We start from the raw sequence: 15,799 nt of genomic DNA, 5'->3' as shown, positions 1-15,799 counted from the left end.
GAAAGTGTTGACCGAAAGTCTTGCAATTGCTCGATGTTCCCGAATTGACCGCCGACGAGATCCTGGCGCGCGTGCTCCATCGCGACGGGCTGATGCTGGTCATCGACAAGCCCGCCGGCCTGCCGGTGCACCGCGGCCCAAAGGGCGGGGCCAATCTGGAAACGTCGTTCGATGCGCTTCGTTTCGGCCTGCCGCGGCCGCCGGTGCTGGCCCACCGGCTGGACAAGGACACCTCCGGTTGCCTCGTGCTCGGCCGCCATCGCAAGGCGACGGCCTCACTCGGCCTCCTCTTCAAGCACGGCAAGATCGGCAAGACCTACTGGACCGTGGTCGAGGGCGGCCCTGCCGAGGACGAAGGCACCATCGACATGCCGCTCGGCCGGCTCAATGCCGAGCGCGGCTGGTGGCAGAAGCCGGACCCGGAAGGGCAGAAAGCCGTCACAAATTGGAAGGTGATGGGCCGGGGCGACGGGCTGACCTGGCTCGCCATGGAACCGGTGACCGGCCGAACCCATCAATTGCGGGTGCATTCGGCGTCGACCGGCTGGCCGATCTTCGGTGATAACATTTACGGCAACGGCCCGCGCTTCGGCGAGCCGCGGCTGCACCTGCATTCCCGCGAGATCGTGGTACCGATCTCCCGGAACAAGGAGCCGATCCGCGTGGTCGCGCCGGCCCCGCCCCACATGCACGACAAGCTCCGCGCCTGCGGGTGGAATGGGGAATAGTTTTAGCCCCTCATGGTGAGGAGGCGCATCAGCGCCGTCTCGAACCATGAAGGCCCGACTGTCGCCCGCGGCCATCCTTCGAGACGCCCGCTTCGCGGGCTCCTCAGGATGAGGAGCAGTGGCCGGTCGGGGAGCAAAGCAGTGCTCGCCTTCCGCCCCGTGGTTTACGAAACGTTCAGTGCTCGTCTCTATTGATAGCGATTGCTTAGAACAAGCTTCCGTCATTCGCTCAGGACGAGCAACGCGTCATGTCCACGGCCGAGTTTTCGATCATCGATGAAGTCGAATCAGCGATTCGGCTCGGCTCGGCGGAAAAGGGCCTGGAAACGGCCCGCCGCGTCACCGACCTGTTCCTCTCCTCCGCCGGAAGTTTTGGCAACGAGCAGATCGCGCTGTTCGACGACGTGCTCGAGCGCCTGATCGGCACCATCGAGCTGCGCGCCATCGCCGACATGGGCGCACGCGTTGCGCTGGCCGAGATCAGCGCGCAGCTTGCGCCGATCGCGCAGGCGCCGCCCTCCGTGATCCGCCGCCTCGCCAATAATGACGAAATTCGCATCGCCGGCCCCGTGCTCCAGGAATCCGCGCGCCTCGACGATGGCGAGCTGGTGAAGATCGCCTCCAGCAAGGGCGAATCGCATCTGCTCGCGGTCGCCGGTCGCTGGTGGCTCAAGGAGATCGTCACCGACGCGCTGCTGGCGCGGCGCTATCCCAGCGTCAGCCGGCGGCTTGCCGCCAATCCCGGCGCGCGCGTTTCCGGAAACGGATTTGCCGTCATCGTCGGGCAGGCGGAGGCCGATCCCGAGCTCGCCGTGAGCGTCGGCGTCCGCGTCGACCTGCCGTCCGATTTGCGCCGCCGGTTGCTGCGTTCTGCGACGGATGCCGTGCGCACCCGGCTGCTGTCGCGCGCACCGCCGCATCTGTTCGAGGAGATCCAGGGCGCGATCGCCGCCGTGACCGTCGGTGTCGAGCGCGAGATGTCGGCCGTCCGCGATTTCGAAGGCGCCAAGCGGGCCATCGCAAATCTCAAGGCGACGGGCCAGCTGACCGAGGCGACGCTGCTCGGCTTCGCCACGCAGCGGCGCTACGAGGAAACCGTGGCTGCATTAGCGGCCCTGTCCGGATCGACCGTCGAAGTGATTCGCCCGCTGATGCAGAGCCTGCGCGAGGACGGCTTGCTGGTGCCGTGCAAGGCGGCCCAGCTCAGCTGGGAAACCACAGCCGCCGTGCTCGAGAGTCGCTTTGCCACCGGCGCGATGAAACCCGCCGATATCGCGAGGGCGAAAAGCAATTACGCGCGAATGACGTCGGAGAACGCGCGGCGGACGCTGCGATTCTGGCAGGTGCGGGCGTTGTAGGCCTGCTGCTCATCACACACTCCGCTGTCATTGCCCGCGAAAGCGGGCAATCCAGTATTCCAGAGACGGCAGCGATAGAACCGAGGAGCCGCGGCGTACTGGGTCGCCCGGTCAAGCCGGGCGACGACACTGATTACGTGGTTAGCCGCTCGCCATCGCTGCCGGCGATCATCAGCGGCACCACACGGCCAATACGTTCACCCGCGATCGCCACCGGCAGATAATGCTCCGTGCGGCCCTGGCTGTCGCTCTCGATCAGCACATCGCGCGTCGTACCCACTTCCTCTTGCAGCCGCCGTCGTAATGCCACTTCGCCCGCCGCACGCAGCCGCTTCGCACGCTCCTTGATCGCACCGCCCGCGACCTGCGGCATCCGCGCGGCCGGCGTGCCGGGGCGTGGCGAATACGGGAAGACGTGCAGGAACGTCAGACCGCACTCCTCCACGAGATCCAGCGAGCGCGAAAACATCTCCTCGGTCTCGGTCGGAAAGCCCGCGATGATGTCGGCTCCGAACGCGATGTCCGGGCGCAGGCGGCGGACCTGGTCGCAGAACGCGATCGCGTCGTTGCGCGAATGCCGCCGTTTCATGCGCTTCAAAATCATGTCGTCGCCGGATTGCAGCGACAGGTGCAGATGCGGCATCAGGCGCGCATCGTCGCCGATGGCATCCAGCAGATCGGCATCGGCCTCGATCGAATCGATCGAGGAGATGCGCAGGCGCTTGAGCTCCGGCACGTGCCGCAAGATCTGCTTCGTCAGCATGCCGAGTCTTGGTGCACCCGGCAGGTCGGCGCCATAGCTGGTGAGGTCCACACCGGTCAGCACGATCTCGGCATGGCCGCGCGCAACAAGCGCCCGCACCTGATCGACCACCGCGCCCATCGGCACCGAGCGTGAATTGCCGCGGCCATAGGGGATGATGCAGAACGTGCAGCGATGGTCGCAGCCGTTCTGCACCTGCACGAACACGCGCGGCAGGCCGCTCGCAAAGCCGTCGATCAGATGCGGCGCCATCTCCTTCACCGCCATGATGTCGCTGACGGCGATCTTTTCGCTCGCACCGAGATCGAACGCGGCACGCGCATCGCGCCAGGCTTCGCTGCGCATCTTGTCGTCATTGCCGAGGACGCGATCGACCTCGGCCATGTCTGCGAACATCCGGCTCTGCGTCTGCGCCGCACAGCCGGTGACGACGATGCGCGCGCCCGGTCGTTCGCGCTTCAATTTACGGATCGACTGGCGCGCCTGCGCCACCGCCTCGTTGGTGACGGCGCAGCTGTTGATGACGATGGTATCGGAAAGGCCAGCGCCTTCAGCCTCGCGGCGGATCAATTCGGCCTCGAAGGCATTGAGGCGGCAGCCGAAGGTGACGACGTCGACGGCCATCAGCCGACCGGCGCGAACAGCGCCGGATCGAAGGAGCCCTCATATTCGAAGGTCGCGGGGCCCGTCATCAGCACGTGGTCATCGCTTTCACGCCATTCGATCCCGAGCTTGCCGCCGGGCAGCGCGATCTCGACATTGCGCTCGGTGCGCTTCAGCCGCGCGGCCGCGACCGCGGTCGCGCAGGCCGCCGAACCACAAGCTCTGGTCAGGCCCGCGCCACGCTCCCAGGTGCGGATCGTGACGTGGTCGCGATCGACGATGTGGGCGAGCGTGATGTTGGCGCGTTCGGGGAAGATCGGGTGATTTTCCAGCAGCGGACCGAAACGCTCGAGATCATAGGCGTTGACGTCCTCGACCCAGAAGATCGCATGCGGATTGCCCATGCTCACCACTGAAGGCGAATGCAGGATCGGATTGTCGATCGGCCCGATCTGCAATTCGATGTAGCGGGTGTCGCGAAACTCTTCCGCCAGCGGAATCTCCTGCCAGCCGAACTTCGGCGCGCCCATATCGACGGTGTAGAGATCGGGCGCCGGGCCCTGCCAGCAATTGAGCAGGCCCGCGGCGGTCTCGAACGTTGCCGTGGTCTGCCCGGTCTTCTCGAAGATGCGCCGCACCACGCAGCGCATGCCGTTGCCGCAGGCGCCGGCCTCGGAGCCGTCATTGTTGTAGATGCTGATGAAGGCCTCGGTCCCGTCGAACCGCGGCTTCCGGAGCACCATGAGCTGGTCGTAGGGCACGCCGCCCGGCGCGGACGCGACCGCGCGGGCGTCGTCCGGCGTCACCGGCGCGGCGGAATCACGCATGTCGACAACGACGATCTCGTTGCCGATGCCGTTCATCTTGGCAAATGCGTGGTTGGCCAGAGCGCTCATGAAATGTCCCGAATTTCGCCTGCCTTATATGGCGATCCTTGGCGGCTTGGCCAGTGATTTGCCGCCATAGCCATGACGCATCTGTCATGGGACGAATTCGGCACTCGCGTGTTAGAACGGCAGGGTTCGCGCAATCCGGGACGCGCGGCCGGCTCAAGGCCTTGGGGATGTAAGGCCTTGGCGCATAAGCCCTTGGGGAGAATAGAATGAATCGTTTTTGTCGCCTCGCACTGCTCGCGCTGATCCCGGCAGCGACCATGTCGTTTGGCGTGCCCGGCGCTCTGGCGCAGACCCCGAGCCCGGCGCCCGCCGCGTCGGCCAGCCCTTCGCCGGCTCCGTCGGCCTCGCCCTCCCCGGCCGCAAGTGCGGCACCTGCGCCCGCGGCGGCGCCCTCTCCGGCGCCATCGCCTGCGGCCAGCGCTTCGCCCTCACCCGCTCCGGCGGCCCCGCCGCCCGCTGCGGCCGCGACGCCCGCCCCGGTGCAGACCGCCGATCCCTTTGGCCTGGAGACCACGCTCGAGCCGAAGAAGGTCGTGATGGTCAAGGGCACTGCCAATTGGGATTCGGCCTTCGACACGCTGATCGACGCTTTCAAGGCGCTGAACACGCTGCTGGACAAGCAGGGCATCAAGCCCGCCGGCAATTCGATGATCGTTTACACCTCGACCGACGACACCGGCTTCACCTTCCTGGCCGAGATCCCGGTCGAGCAGGACCCGAAGAACCTGCCCAAGGACATGAGCATCGGCAAATCGCCCGAAGGCAAGGCGCTGAAATTCGTTCATCGCGGCTCCTACGACAACATGGACAACACCTATGAGGCGATCACCAATCACCTCGACGACAAGAAGCTGGAAGCCAAGGACACCTTTATCGAGGAGTACCTCACCGATCCCCTGAAGACGGCGGAGGACAAGCTCGTGATCAACGTGTTCGTGCCATTGAAGTGAGAGAGATGAAGAAGCCTGCCGTCCTTTTTACGTCCCTTGCCGCCGCTTTCGCCGCCACGCTGCTGGCGACGCCCGCACGCGCGGACGATTTTCCCTCCGCGATCTCGGTGAGCGGCGAAGCCACGATCTCCGCGGCGCCCGATCTCGCGCAGATCGACGCCGGCGTCGCCAACGACGCCAAGTCGGCGAAGGAAGCCTCCGACGCCAACAACGCCGCGATGGGCAAGGTACTGCTGGCGCTGAAGGGCGCTGGCATCGCCGAGAAGGACTATCAGACCTCGCGCCTGTCCTTGCAGCCGCAATACGGCCAGAACAAATCCACCGGCGCTTCGCCCGTGGTCGGGTTCCGCGCCTCTAACCGCGTTACCGTGAAGATCCGCGACGTGACCAAGGTCGCTGGCATCATCGACACGCTGGTCGGCGCCGGCGCCAACGACATCGGCAACATCTCCTTCGAGGTGACGCAGGCCTCAAAGCTGCTCGACGACGCCCGCGAACAGGCGGTCGTGGACGCCCGCCGCAAGGCCGAGATCTATGCCAAGGCCACCGGCGTCACGCTCGGCTCGCCGCTCAGCGTATCCGAGGGCGGCGCTCCGGTGCCGCTGTTCAAGGCAAGAATGGCGACCGCGCCGATGGCGGCGCCCGCGGCAGTCGCCCCGGGCGAGGAAACGCTGTCGGTGACGGTGAATGTCAGCTGGGCGATTATTCGCCCTGAAGGCAAATAAGTCTCTTGTCCCGGACGCGCTGCAGCGTGAAACGCCGCTGCGCAGGGCCGGGACCCAGAAAGCCAACGGCACGTGCTGCTGCATGGGCCCCGGCTCTGCAGCGCACCGTCGAAGAGACGCTGCGCTGCGTCCGGGGCAAGTTGTGTACGTGGATGGATTTAGATCTCCACCACCTGTCCCGGCTGCATCGCCACGAACCGTTCCTGCGGAAGCTTCGCGGCATCCAACGCTTCGACCAGCGCCTTGGCCGGCGCGTCGATCGCTTCATCGGTCAGCTGGAACGTGCCGTGATGATGCCCGAGCGCGGCTTGCGCGCCGCAATCGGCCAGCGCTTTCACGGCGTCTTCCGGATTCATGTGCTGGTCGCGCATGAACCAGCGCGGTTCGTAGGCGCCGATCGGGAGGATCGCCAGACGCAGCGGCCCGTGCTTCTCTGCGACGCGGCGAAAGTGCCCGCCGTCGCCATAGCCGGAATCGCAGACCACGTAGATTTTCCCCGCCGGTGTCTCCAGCACGAAACTCGCCCACAGTGCCTTGTTGCGATCGAACATGCCGCGCGCCGACCAGTGCCGGGTCGGCACCAGCGTCACGGCGATGCCGCCGCCGAGCTCGACGCGATCGTGCCAGTCGAAGGCCTCCACCTTGATGGAGGAGTCGGCGCTGCGCATCGTTACGTCGTTGCCGAGTGGCGTCACCACGCGCGGCGCAAAGTTCTTGGCAAGCCGCGACAGCGTCGCGATGTCCAGATGATCGTAATGACCGTGCGAGACCAGCACGACGTCGATCTTCGGCAGCTTCTCGAACGCGATACCGGGGTCGTTGTGCCGCTTCGGTCCGGCAAAGCTGACGGGCGAGACCCGCGAGGACCAGACGGGATCGACGAGGATGTTGAGGCCGCCGGCCTGGACCAGCCAGCTGACGTGGCCGACGAAGGAGAGCCGCACCTTGTCGCCCTCGACGCGCTGCGGCGGCGTGTCGGCATGGGGGTTGGGCACCCAGTCGGGCCAGTCCGCGCGCTGCCCCCGGCCACCTAATTGCCACCGCAGCACCTCGCCGAGCGATCTCGGCGGCGCCCCGTCGGGATCGAAGAAGGTCAGGCCGTCAAAATGGTCGGAGACCGGGCCGTCATAGGTTTTCATGCGGGACATCCAGAGGGGCGGAACACCAACCAGCGCGGCGCCACCGGCGAGCGATCCAAAGAGGCGGCGGCGGGTGATCGGCACAAGCGGGCTTCAGGGATGGTAACGGAGGTAAGTCATCGTCTTCTATATGGGCGGAGCCCAGGCAAAAGGAACCGGCCGCGAAAAGTTCCGTATTCTCAGGGCCTTGCCCTGGCAAAGGCACCCCGGCACCCTAACTTTCCTTGACTTTTGGGCGGGAGCGGCGTTTAACCCCGCCACTTTCTCGGAAAGGCTTTCTTTTCGACCCGCCTACTGGCCCTGGAGGCCAGAGGCCAACGCCCGACAGCGCTGTGCGCCCTCGGGCGCAAAGGTGTTTGGAAGATCGCTTGCTTTGGAAGTGGTCATCGCCCGACTTGATCGGGCGATCCAGTATCCCAGAGGCAGCTCGGCTGAACCGAGGTGCCGCGGCGTACTGGATGCCCCGGTTAAGCCGGGGCATGACGATGGTGAACGCGGCAACCCTGCGCGAGCAGGACAAGGGACAACGGCATTGTTCGACAATCTGTCGGAACGGCTTGGTGGCATTCTCGATCGTCTGACGGGGCGCGGTGCGCTGACCGAAAAGGACGTCGACGCCGCGATGCGCGAGGTGCGCCGCGCGCTGCTGGAGGCTGACGTCGCGCTCGAAGTGGTGCGCAGCTTCACCGAGCGCGTCCGCGAGCAGGCGATCGGCGCCACCGTCGTCAAATCGGTCACGCCCGGCCAGATGGTGGTCAAGATCGTCCATGACGAGCTGATCAACACGCTCGGTGCCGAAAGCCAGACCATCGACGTCAATTCCGTGCCGCCGGTGCCGATCATGATGGTCGGTCTGCAAGGCTCCGGTAAAACGACCACCACCGCAAAGCTCGCCCGCCGCATGGTCCAGCGCGACAAGCGCAAGGTGCTGATGGCTTCGCTCGACATCTATCGCCCGGCGGCGATGGAGCAGCTGGCCGTGCTCGGCCGCGATCTCGACATTCCGACCCTGCCGATCGTCGCCGGCCAGCAGCCGGCTCAGATTGCGAAGCGCGCGCTGGAAGCCGGCAAGCTCGGCGGCTACGACGTCGTGCTGCTCGACACCGCCGGCCGCACCACGCTCGACGAAGACATGATGGCGGAAGCGGCTGCGATCAAAGCCGCTGCCAATCCGCATGAAGTGCTGCTGGTCGCCGACAGCCTCACCGGCCAGGACGCCGTGAATCTCGCGCGCGCCTTCGATCAGCGCGTCGGCCTCACCGGCATCGTGCTGACACGCGTCGACGGCGACGGCCGCGGCGGCGCCGCGCTGTCGATGCGCGCCGTCACCGGCAAGCCGATCAAGCTGATCGGCACCGGTGAAAAGACCGACGCGCTGGAAGATTTCCATCCCGATCGTATCGCCGGCCGCATCCTCGGCATGGGCGACGTGGTGTCGCTGGTCGAACGTGCCGCCGCCAACATCGACGCCGAAAAGGCCGCGCGCACCGCCGAGCGCATGCGCAAGGGTCAGTTCGACCTCAACGACATGCGCGAGCAGCTGTTGCAGATGGCGAACATGGGCGGCATCAGCGGGCTGATGGGCATGATGCCCGGCATCGCCAAGATGAAGAACCAGATCGCGGCCGCCGGCATCGACGACAAGATCCTGAAGCGCCAGGTCGCGGTGATCGATTCCATGACGCGCGACGAGCGCCGTCATCCCGACCTGCTCAAGGCCAGCCGCAAGAAGCGCATCGCCGCAGGAAGCGGCCAGAGCGTCGAGCAGGTCAACAAGCTGCTCAAGATGCACCGGAACATGGCCGACGTGATGAAGGCCATGGGCTCGGGCAAGCGTGGCCCGCTCGCCGGCATTGCGCAGGCGATGGGCTTTGGCGGCGGCATGAAGCCGCCCTCGCCCGAAGAGATGAAGGCGTTGCAGGAGAAGATGAAAGGCGGCGGACAAGGTCTGCCCAGCCTGCCGAAGGATTTGCCCGCTGGTCTGCGCACCGGCCTGCCCAACGTTCCCGGACTGACCGGGCTGAGCGGCAAGCCGACGCTGCCGGGCCTCGGCGGATTTCCGGGCAAGAAGAAATGAGGAATTCGTCGCGAGGGATCCTAAGCATCTCGCGCGACGCGGAATACCAACCAACCGAACAAACTGTACTTTGAAGGAGAACCAGATGTCCGTCGTTATCCGCCTCGCTCGCGCAGGCACCAAGAAGCGCCCCGTCTATCACGTCGTCGTCGCCGATTCGCGCTTTCCCCGCGATGGCCGCTTCATCGAGCGTCTCGGTTATTTCAACCCGCTGCTGCCGAAGGACAACGAGGCCCGCCTCAAGCTCGACATGGACAAGGTGAAGGCCTGGGTCGCCAAGGGTGCGCAGCCGTCGGACCGCGTGGCGCGTTTCCTCGACGCCGCCGGCGTCAAGAAGCGCGAAGCGCGCAACAACCCTGAGAAGGCCGTGCCGCGCAAGGAGCGCAAGGCGCAGGCCGAAGCCGCCGCGAAGGGTTAAGGTCAGATCATGTCGGCGCTGGTCTGCGTCGCGCGGATCGGCGCCGCGCATGGTGTGCGCGGTGCGGTCAAGCTGTGGACCTTCACCGAAGATCCCTTTGCGGTCAGGCGCTACGGGCCGCTTCTGTCCAAGGATGGCAAGCGCCAGTTCGAGGTCGCGCAGGCGCGCGAAGCCAAGGATCATCTGGTCGCGACGTTCAAGGGCGTCACGACCCGCGATGAGGCCGAGCGCCTCAACGGCATCGAGCTCTACGTCGCGCGCGAAAAGCTGCCCGCGACCGACGAGGACGAATATTACCACACCGACCTGATCGGGCTCGCCGCCGTCACCACCGACGGCGACGCGCTCGGCCGCGTGCTCGCGATCCACAATTTCGGCGCCGGCGACATCATCGAGATCGCTCCGCCCAAAGGATCTGCAAAGGGCACGACGATGCTGCTGCCGTTCACAAACGCGGTGGTGCCGGAAGTCGATCTCACAGGCGGCCGCGTCGTGATCGCGCTGCCGCAGGAGATCGAGGGTGATGATGACAGCGAGGCTCCGTCATCATGACGGTGCGGTAACGGCTCGCTAACAAATCTCGCGAAATCTTCACTTGCATCGGGCATCCGGCTCGTTCACGCTTTGGTTGCATCGCCCTCCCGCGCCTCTCCCCAACACCGGAGCTCCAAATGCTGCGCCGCTGTCTTATGGCAACGATCGGCCTGCTCGCATCCGCGGGCCTTGTCAGTGCGCAGACGCCACCGAGCCCCCCGCCGGCTGCAGCCGAGCAAGCCACCTCGCTCGCCCCGATGGAGGAGCCGCAGGTCGGTGACCACTGGACCTACGAGATGCGCGACGAGATCACGGGCGACCTCAAATCGACCATGACGCACACCATCACCGACGTGTCGGCCACCGAGATCAGCGTCCGGTTCGAGATCCTCGGCAAGCCCGGTTTCGGCTACCAGACCTATGACCGGTCGTGGGACATCATCAACAATGGTGCATGGCGGTTCACGCCGAATGACGGCACGGGCATCCGCATGCCGCTCGCGATCGGCAAGACCTGGACGTTCAAGTCCAGCGACTCGAACAGCACGGCGGGTGTCAACCTGAAGCGCACGGGTACCTCGAAGGTCACTGCCAGGGAGACCATCACCACCCGCGCCGGCACATTCGAGGCCTACAAGATCGAAACCTCGATCGAGATGCGAAACGCCAACGATCCCACCAAGAAATCCCAGGCCGAGCAGCAGGCCTGGTACGTGCCCGAGATCAACCATTGGGTGAAGCGCACTTATGTCAGCAGAGCGGACGGCAGGGTTCGCGAGCGGGGCGCGCTCGAAATGATCGAATACGGCCGCCGCTAGCGGCCGGCGCGAAAGCGACCGTCGATGACCGAAGCCTTCCGGGGAGCATGAAGATGTCTCGTTACGCGGCCACGATGATGGCTTGTCTGCTTGCCGGCACCACCCTGGCATCGGCGGCGAGCGATCCGCCCGCCGCCGCAAAGCCGGTCATCGCGATGGAGGCACCCCTGCAAGGCGACTTCTGGACCTACGAGGTGCGGGACGAAATCAGCGGCAAGGTCAGCGCGGTCCGCAGGAACATCGTCACCGAGGTCACGCCTGCCGAGATCAGCGTTCGGGTCACGACCGACGGCAAGGAGGCCGAGGGCCTGAACATCTACGATCGGTCGTGGAATCTGAAGAACGCGGGTGAGTGGAAATATCAGCCCGGCGACGGCAGCGGCATCCATGCGCCACTGAAAATCGGCGATAGCTGGAGCTTCTCCGCCGATGACGTCAACAGCAGCAAGGGCTTCATCTGGAAACGCTCGGGCCATTCGAAGGTCGTCGGCCAGGAGACCATCACCACCAAGGCCGGCACGTTCGAGACGTACAAGATCGAAACGACGCTCCTGAGGCGTCCAACCAACGATCCGAGCCGCAAGCACGAGATCTCGGCCATGACCTGGTACGCGCCGGCCATCGACCACTGGGCGAAACGGACCTACGTGGCGCGCGGCAACGGCCATCTGCTGACCAATAACGTCATCGAGCTCGTCGAGTACGGCCGCAAGCAATAACCAACTCGGCCGGCCGGGCCTCGACCTGTCGGCCGCAATGCCCTAACCAGCGGCCATGACGACCTCCTCACCCTGGCGCGCGACGGTGCTGACACTGTTTCCGGAGATGTTTCCGGGGCCGCTCGGCGTGAGCCTGGCCGGCCGGGCGCTGGCTGGCGGGCTCTGGGAGCTCGAGGCGCGGGACATCCGGGCCTCAGCCACCGACCGGCATCGGAGCGTCGACGACACCCCCGCGGGCGGCGGACCGGGCATGGTGCTGCGGGCCGATGTTCTGGCGGCGGCGATCGATGCCGCCGGGATCAGCGCGGACCGGCCGAAACTGCTGATGAGCCCGAGGGGTCGGCCATTGACCCAGGCCCGGGTGGTGGAGCTGGCCGAGGGTCCGGGTCCCCTGATCGTTTGCGGACGGTTCGAGGGCGTGGACCAGCGGGTGATCGACGGACGGGGCCTGGAGGAGGTCTCGATCGGCGACTACGTGCTGTCCGGGGGCGAAATCGCCGCGCTGGCCCTGATCGACGCCTGCGTCCGGCTGCTGCCCGGCGTGATGGGCAAGGAGGCCTCGGGAACCGAGGAAAGCTTTTCGGAGGGCCTGCTCGAATACCCCCAATACACCCGCCCGCAGCTGTTCGAGGGGGCTCCGATCCCGGAGACCCTGACCTCCGGCGACCACGCCAAGGTTGCAGCCTGGCGGCGGGCACAATCCGAGGCCCTGACGGCGGCCCGGCGGCCTGATTTGTGGGCCAAAATCCCGGCCAAAGCCCCGAATCGAGCCAGACGCCAAAAAACGCCAAAAAACAAGACAGACGGGTGACAAACGCTCCGGCTTGCCTTATAGGAGCGGCCACATCCGCAATAGCTGGATCAACGAATTTCGCGCAGCCCCCGTCCTGCGGCTGGGCGCGCCGATGGAGATTTACCCATGAACCTGATCCAACAGCTCGAAAAAGAGCAATTCGACAAGCTCTCCGCCAGCAAGGAGATTCCGGAATTCGGTCCCGGTGACACCGTGATCGTCAACGTGAAGGTCGTCGAAGGCGACCGCACCCGCGTGCAGGCCTATGAAGGCGTCTGCATCGGCCGTTCCGGCGGCGGCCTCAACGAGAGCTTCACCGTCCGCAAGATCTCCTATGGCGAGGGTGTCGAGCGCGTGTTCCCGCTACTCTCCCCGATGATCGACTCGATCAAGGTGGTGCGCCGCGGCAAGGTGCGTCGTGCCAAGCTCTATTACCTCCGCAACCTTCGCGGCAAGTCGGCCCGCATCGTCGAGAAGACTGAGCACGCCAAGGCCGTCAACGAGTAAGCTCCGTTTACAGACGAGTTCTAGAGAGCGCGGGGCAAAACCCCGCGCTTTTTTGTTGCGTCAGCCGTGCGCGTCAAAGCACTCGCGCTTCCAAATCGGCCTGCTATATATTCTTGGAATGTTTCCAGATCAGACCAGCCTCGCCCCCGTCACGCGCATCGTCATCGACGATCGCTCGCGGCTGCCTGGCCGGTTCTTCGGACGCTTCGCGACCTCGGCAACGTCAGAGCTTACGCGCGCAGCCTAAAAGCTGCGCTGACGATTTTGTTGCCCGCGCGTGACCGCGCATATCCGCACCACAACATTCCTGGAGCTGAAGCTCATGTCCAAGCCGACCACATTGTACGACAAGATCTGGAACGACCATCTGGTGCACGAAGCCGACGACGGCACCTGCCTGCTCTATATCGACCGCCATCTGGTGCACGAAGTGACCTCGCCGCAGGCGTTCGAGGGTCTGCGCGCCACCGGCCGCAAGGTGCACTCGCCGGAAAAGACGCTCGCCGTCGTCGACCACAACGTGCCGACCACCGATCGCACCAAGCCGAATCCCGATCCGGAGAGCATCGAGCAGATCAAGGCGCTGGCCGAGAACGCCAAGCAATTCGGCATCGAATATTACGACGAGTTCGACAAGCGCCAGGGCGTCGTCCACGTCATCGGCCCCGAGCAGGGCTTTACCCTGCCCGGCACCACCATCGTCTGCGGTGACAGCCACACCTCGACGCATGGCGCGTTCGGCGCGCTCGCACACGGCATCGGCACCTCCGAGGTCGAGCACGTGCTGGCGACGCAGACGCTGATCCAGAAGAAGGCGAAGAACATGCGCGTGACCGTCGACGGCAAATTGCCTGAAGGCGTGACGGGCAAGGACATCATCCTCGCCATCATCGGCGAGATCGGCACTGCCGGCGGCACCGGCTACGTGCTGGAATACGCCGGCGATGCGATCCGCGCGTTGTCGATGGAAGGCCGCATGACGGTCTGCAACATGTCGATCGAAGGCGGCGCCCGCGCCGGCCTGGTTGCGCCCGACCAGAAGGCGTTCGACTTCCTGCGCGGCCGCCCGAAGGCGCCGAAGGGCGCGGACTGGGACGCGGCGATGCGCTACTGGGAGAAGCTGCGCTCCGACGACGGCGCGCATTTCGACCACGAGCTGCGCCTCGACGCTGCCAAGCTGCCGCCGATCGTGACCTGGGGCACCTCGCCTGAGGACGTCATCTCGGTGACCGGCATCGTGCCCGATCCGGATCAGATCGCGGACGAGGCCAAGCGTCTCTCCAAGCACCGCGCGCTGAAATACATGGGCCTGACGGCGGGCACGAAGATCACCGACATCAAGCTCGACCGCATCTTCATCGGCTCCTGCACCAACGGCCGGATCGAAGATCTGCGCGCGGCGGCGAAGATTGCCGAAGGCAAGACCGTTTCAGCGCATGTCAACGCCATGGTCGTGCCGGGCTCGGGCCTCGTGAAGGAGCAGGCCGAGGCTGAGGGTCTGGACAAGATCTTCATCAAGGCCGGCTTCGAATGGCGCGAGCCCGGTTGCTCGATGTGCCTCGCGATGAACCCGGACAAGCTGGCCCCGGAAGAGCGCTGCGCCTCGACCTCGAACCGCAACTTCGAGGGACGCCAGGGCTTCAAGGGCCGCACGCATCTGGTGTCGCCGGCGATGGCTGCGGCGGCTGCGATCGCGGGTCACTTCGTCGACGTCAGGGAGTGGCGGTAAGCCGCTCCCTGCAATTTGAGCTAAAGCGGCAAACGGCCGTTAATCGGCATCGCCGACACTGCGTCCTCGCGACGGTTTCGCGAGGACACAGCTCATGGCCAACAAGCCTGAATATGTCGATCTGATCGGCGAGGCGACGCGCCAGCACCGGCGGCGCGCAACGCCCTTGCCCATCGTCGCCAAGCCCGAGGTCGAGGAGACCTCGAAGCTCAGCCGCTGGCCGCCGGCGATGATCAAGCAGTGGAAGCTCGAGAACCTGACACGGTGGAAGCCGGCGTCGTGGAAGCTGAAGGATTGGCTCTAGGCCACACGAACAAAGGGCGCCGTCGCGGCGCCCTTTTCATTTCGATCGCGATTACCAATAGCGGTACGGATAGTGCCAGCGATGCCACCGGCAGACGCGGCGCGGACCGTAATAGGTCCAGATCACCCGGCAGCGGCGCGGATAGTTGTAGTAGGGATAGTAGCCGCCGTAATAATAGCGCCGGTGGAAGTGGCGATAGCCGTAATGCGGGCGATAGACCCCGTAGCGATGAAAACCGCCATAGTGGCGAAATCCGCCGTAGCGATAGCCGCTACCGTGAAAGGCGGGTGCGGCGCGGAAGCCGCCGATATGGCCGCCACGAAAGCCACCGCCGCGGAAACCGCCGATATGTCCTCCGCCGCCGTGGAAACCACCGCCACGAAAACCGCCACCACCATGGAAGCCGCCACCATGTCCACCACCGCCGCCACCGTGGCGAACCTGCGTGATCATGTCGTCGCTTGCAGCCTTCGCCGCCGGCAATGGCGTCGGATTGATCGGAGTCATCGCTTCGGCACGTTGTGCAGTTCCGGCCGACAGCATCAGCGTGGCAACGGCCGCGAGCCCGAGCAAGCGTATCGGGCTTGTCCGAGCATCCAAGATCCGCAGCATGGAATTCTCCCTGAATCTGAACGGCAGCATTGCGGCGCAGCCGTCGCTCGCATCGCTGTTCAATTGCAGTCGCTCCCAAGATTAAATTAGGGACAGCGACGTGAACCCCTCGTGAATGAACAACCT

Annotated in this window: 17 protein-coding genes; 13 read left to right on the top strand and 4 right to left on the bottom strand. The window is 65.3% G+C overall.

Translation table 11 applies throughout. The annotated features are described in order from the left end of the window. Positions 1–26: 26 nt before the first annotated feature. Together ACVJ5M_RS05115 and ACVJ5M_RS05110 are read left to right on the top strand one after the other, a co-directional pair. Complete coding sequence (locus ACVJ5M_RS05115) at positions 27–728, top strand: RluA family pseudouridine synthase (RefSeq protein WP_063985990.1); 702 nt, start codon at positions 27–29, stop codon at positions 726–728. A gap of 248 nt (positions 729–976) precedes the next feature. Then, positions 977–2,086, top strand: a complete 1,110-nt coding sequence (locus tag ACVJ5M_RS05110) for a DUF2336 domain-containing protein (RefSeq protein WP_071908656.1) — start codon at positions 977–979, stop codon at positions 2,084–2,086. Between the two features lie 133 nt (positions 2,087–2,219). Here ACVJ5M_RS05110 and mtaB read toward each other — a convergent pair whose 3' ends face one another. Next, positions 2,220–3,473, bottom strand: a complete 1,254-nt coding sequence (gene mtaB / locus ACVJ5M_RS05105; RefSeq protein ID WP_063980400.1) for a tRNA (N(6)-L-threonylcarbamoyladenosine(37)-C(2))-methylthiotransferase MtaB — start codon at positions 3,471–3,473, stop codon at positions 2,220–2,222. Next, the gene (gene dapF / locus ACVJ5M_RS05100) at positions 3,473–4,348 is read right to left on the bottom strand and encodes a diaminopimelate epimerase (protein ID WP_063980399.1); all 876 of its coding nucleotides are present in this window, start codon (positions 4,346–4,348) and stop codon (positions 3,473–3,475) included. The genes mtaB and dapF overlap by 1 nt, the downstream gene beginning before the upstream one ends. Before the next feature lie 206 nt (positions 4,349–4,554). Between dapF and ACVJ5M_RS05095 the strand changes: the two genes are divergently transcribed. Beyond that, positions 4,555–5,298 carry a GyrI-like domain-containing protein gene (locus ACVJ5M_RS05095; protein WP_071908659.1) on the top strand — a complete coding sequence of 248 codons (744 nt, stop codon included), beginning with the start codon at positions 4,555–4,557 and terminating at the stop codon, positions 5,296–5,298. A gap of 5 nt (positions 5,299–5,303) precedes the next feature. Beyond that, on the top strand, positions 5,304–6,023 hold the full coding sequence (locus ACVJ5M_RS05090; protein WP_063980398.1) for an SIMPL domain-containing protein: 720 nt from the start codon (positions 5,304–5,306) through the stop codon (positions 6,021–6,023). A 158-nt stretch (positions 6,024–6,181) separates the two neighbouring features. On the opposite strand, the gene ACVJ5M_RS05085 is transcribed toward ACVJ5M_RS05090, so the two are convergent. After that, complete coding sequence (locus ACVJ5M_RS05085; RefSeq protein ID WP_063980397.1) at positions 6,182–7,246, bottom strand: MBL fold metallo-hydrolase; 1,065 nt, start codon at positions 7,244–7,246, stop codon at positions 6,182–6,184. 448 nt (positions 7,247–7,694) lie between these two features. Here ACVJ5M_RS05085 and ffh point away from each other — a divergent pair, with 448 nt between their 5' ends. The 9 genes from ffh to ACVJ5M_RS05040 all read left to right on the top strand — a co-directional run bounded on the left by ffh (position 7,695) and on the right by ACVJ5M_RS05040 (position 15,061). Beyond that, positions 7,695–9,239, top strand: a complete 1,545-nt coding sequence (gene ffh / locus ACVJ5M_RS05080) for a signal recognition particle protein (protein ID WP_354098224.1) — start codon at positions 7,695–7,697, stop codon at positions 9,237–9,239. 85 nt (positions 9,240–9,324) lie between these two features. Beyond that, entirely contained in the window at positions 9,325–9,657 is a 333-nt protein-coding gene (gene rpsP, locus ACVJ5M_RS05075; RefSeq protein WP_063980395.1) for a 30S ribosomal protein S16, read from the top strand. Positions 9,658–9,666: 9 nt separating this feature from the next. Continuing rightward, positions 9,667–10,209, top strand: a complete 543-nt coding sequence (gene rimM / locus ACVJ5M_RS05070; protein WP_063980394.1) for a ribosome maturation factor RimM — start codon at positions 9,667–9,669, stop codon at positions 10,207–10,209. 119 nt (positions 10,210–10,328) lie between these two features. Beyond that, positions 10,329–11,009, top strand: coding sequence for a TapB family protein (locus ACVJ5M_RS05065; RefSeq protein ID WP_187387863.1), 681 nt, complete (start codon positions 10,329–10,331; stop codon positions 11,007–11,009). Between the two features lie 53 nt (positions 11,010–11,062). Further along, on the top strand, positions 11,063–11,728 hold the full coding sequence (locus ACVJ5M_RS05060) for a TapB family protein (RefSeq protein ID WP_187387862.1): 666 nt from the start codon (positions 11,063–11,065) through the stop codon (positions 11,726–11,728). A gap of 55 nt (positions 11,729–11,783) precedes the next feature. Next, a complete protein-coding gene (gene trmD, locus ACVJ5M_RS05055) occupies positions 11,784–12,539 on the top strand; it encodes a tRNA (guanosine(37)-N1)-methyltransferase TrmD (protein WP_063980391.1) in 756 nt (251 codons plus the stop codon). A gap of 108 nt (positions 12,540–12,647) precedes the next feature. Beyond that, positions 12,648–13,028, top strand: coding sequence for a 50S ribosomal protein L19 (rplS, locus tag ACVJ5M_RS05050; RefSeq protein WP_063980390.1), 381 nt, complete (start codon positions 12,648–12,650; stop codon positions 13,026–13,028). Between the two features lie 322 nt (positions 13,029–13,350). Then, positions 13,351–14,757 (top strand): 3-isopropylmalate dehydratase large subunit, encoded by a 1,407-nt coding sequence (leuC, locus tag ACVJ5M_RS05045; protein ID WP_063985988.1) that lies wholly within the window; start codon positions 13,351–13,353, stop codon positions 14,755–14,757. Positions 14,758–14,851: 94 nt separating this feature from the next. Further along, positions 14,852–15,061, top strand: coding sequence for a hypothetical protein (locus ACVJ5M_RS05040; RefSeq protein ID WP_063980389.1), 210 nt, complete (start codon positions 14,852–14,854; stop codon positions 15,059–15,061). Positions 15,062–15,112: 51 nt separating this feature from the next. Here the strand turns inward: ACVJ5M_RS05040 and ACVJ5M_RS05035 are convergent, their stop codons facing one another. Continuing rightward, positions 15,113–15,673: a hypothetical protein gene (locus tag ACVJ5M_RS05035; RefSeq protein ID WP_063985987.1), complete on the bottom strand. Its 561-nt coding sequence runs from the start codon at positions 15,671–15,673 to the stop codon at positions 15,113–15,115. Between the last annotated feature and the right edge of the window lie 126 nt (positions 15,674–15,799).

Source organism: Bradyrhizobium sp. S3.7.6, assembly GCF_054061875.1.
Note: the sequence above shows the minus strand (reverse complement) of the source record. Positions and strands in the feature narration are given on the sequence as shown.